The 2,486-nt window shown below is 59.3% G+C and carries 1 protein-coding gene and 1 pseudogene; both read right to left on the bottom strand.

Annotation, left to right across the window (positions count from 1 at the left end; genetic code table 11):
• Window positions 1-140 precede the first annotated feature (140 nt).
• Window positions 141-848, bottom strand: a complete 708-nt coding sequence (gene istB, locus AC1DLT_RS30780) for an IS21-like element helper ATPase IstB (RefSeq protein WP_477489239.1) — start codon at window positions 846-848, stop codon at window positions 141-143.
• A pseudogene (gene istA, locus AC1DLT_RS30775) lies at window positions 751-2,374 on the bottom strand (IS21 family transposase). Before istA ends, istB begins: the two are co-directional and overlap by 98 nt.
• Window positions 2,375-2,486 lie beyond the last annotated feature (112 nt).

The raw sequence follows: 2,486 nt of genomic DNA, 5'->3' as shown, positions 1-2,486 counted from the left end.
TGTCAATCAGCACCGAACATTGACCCCTTTTGCTTATCCAATTTTGACCCCCCTGTGCTGTAGATCAGCGCTTGGCCTGCCCGGCGCTGGCCGGGGTTGCAGAGGGTAGGCCAAGTGCGGGTGATGATCTTCTTCGGCTTTTAGCTTTGAGAGCGGCTCTTGAAGCGCCAGGACTCGTTGCCGGTCTCGACAATCTCGCAGTGATGGGTCAGGCGGTCGAGAAGTGCCGTCGTCATCTTGGCATCGCCGAACACCGTCGGCCATTCACCGAACGCCAGGTTCGTGGTGACAATGATCGACGTGCGCTCGTAGAGCCTGCTGATCAGATGGAATAGGAGTTGGCCGCCGGCCAGGGCGAAAGGCAGGTATCCGAGTTCGTCGAGGATGATGAAGTCGAGACGATTGAGATAGTCGGCCGTCCGCCCTTGCTTGCCGCTGCGCGTTTCCGTTTCCAGCCGATTGACCAGATCGACGACGTTGAAGAAGCGCCCGCGTGTTCCGTTGCGGATCAGTGCACGGGCAATCGCGATGGCGAGATGGCTCTTTCCGGTTCCCGTGCCGCCGACGAGGACGACGTTACGCTGATCGGCGACGAAGGTGCCGGTAGCCAGCTCCCGCACCAGGGATTCATTGACCGGCGTATCGGTGAAGTCGAAATCGTCGATGTCCTTGGCCAGCGGCAGCTTGGCGATGCTGAGTTGGTAGCGAATGGAGCGGGCCTGCTTCTCGGCGATCTCCGACTGCAAGAGATCACCGACAATGCGCGGCGGCTCGTGCTGCCGTTTGATGCCGTTGCCCATGACCTCGTCGTAGGCGCTGCGCATTCCATAGAGCTTCAGCGTGCTCATCAGTTCGAGAACCTGTGTGCGTTCCATCAGCTTGCCCTCCTGAGGCTGTCATAGCGTGCGCAGTCGGCGACCGGTTCATGGGTCAGCCGCAGCGCATCCGGGGTTTGCAGGGTTGCGGCCGGAGCCGGGTCACGACTACGAGCCAGAATGTTGATGATCACCGAGGCCGAGCAGACGCCCTGGTCCAGCGCCTCCTGACAGGCCGCATCGACGGCCGTCAGACCATCGGTGGGAACGCATGCAAGGATTGTGACCATTTGCCGATCACCGTCGTGGACGCTCTTCAGGCGCTTGCGGACCTTCTCCATCGCCGCTGGCAACACCCAGTCCCTGAACGGTGCGCCGTTGCGCAAAGCGCCGGGTTTACGAGCCAGAACAGGGACATAATGCCAGGGATTGTAGACCGTCTCGCCACGGCCAAAACAACGAGGATGCTCACCGACGTTCACGCCGTCCTGCCTGATGACGATCTTCTCGGCATAGGCGTGAACCTCAACAGGGCGGCCGACCGCAGTCGAGAGGACGGAGTATTTGTTGTTGTCGAAACGGACCGTGCAGGTCTTCGACACCGAGGCCGGGACGCTGTGGAAACCATCGAACGGCCCGACGTAATGCACGAGGCTGCCGCGTTCCTCCTCGAACACCTGCCAGATCATTCGCTCGGTCTGTTCAGGATGACGGTGTGCCTTGGCGTAAGCGATGCACTTATCGAGCAACCAGACATTCAGCTCATCCAGGCTTTTAACCCGAAGACGTGGTGTGAAGAAGCGTTCGCGCACGAGGCCAACCTGGTTCTCGACCTGTCCCTTCTCCCATCCGGATGCGGGCGTGCAGGCAACGGGATGGACCAGATAGTGGCTGCACATCTGCAGGAAGCGGCGATTGTATTGTCGCTCCTTGCCGACGAACACCGCCTCGACCGCAGTCTTCATGTTATCGTAGATGCCGCGCGTGCAGGTGCCACGGAAGAAGGCGAAGGCCTTGTCATGGGCATCGAACACCATCTCCTGGCTCTCACGCATATAGGCTCGGGCGAACATCATCCGGCTGTGGCAGAGCCGGACATGCGCGACCTTCACGGTCGTCGTCACCCCGTTGACCAGAATGATCTCGTGGCTCCAGTCGAACTGGTAGGCTTCGCCTGGCGCGTAATAGAGGGGCACATAGGCTTCCGCCGTCACGGCTCCCCGGTTCTTCGCCCAGGTCTTGGCATATCGCCGGATCGCGTCATAACTGCCATCGTAGCCAAGTGCCCGGACCTCCTCGTAAATCCGGATCAGCGTCAGCCGTTCGCGCGATGCCTTGCCTTCGTTGGCAATGAGGAACCGTTCAATATCACCCTTCCAGGCTCCGATCCTGGGCAACGGTTGATGTTCTCGTTTGTAGACAAAATCAGTCGCATCAGAACGCAGGATTTTGCGAACCGTATTACGCGAAACATTCAGCTCTCTGGTGATCTTCTTCACCGACCAGCCCTGAACATGGAAGGCTCGTCGGACACGGGCAATCGTATCCACTCTCTTCAACTCCCCACCCCATCCACTGGCAAAAGCCGGATGGTCGGATGAAATCCAAGGGGGGTCAAAATTGGATAAGTATTACCCCGCCAGAGGGGTCAACATTCCATGCTTAAACACA

This window comes from Neorhizobium sp. 05N33 (assembly GCF_056397445.1).
Note: the sequence above shows the minus strand (reverse complement) of the source record. Positions and strands in the feature narration are given on the sequence as shown.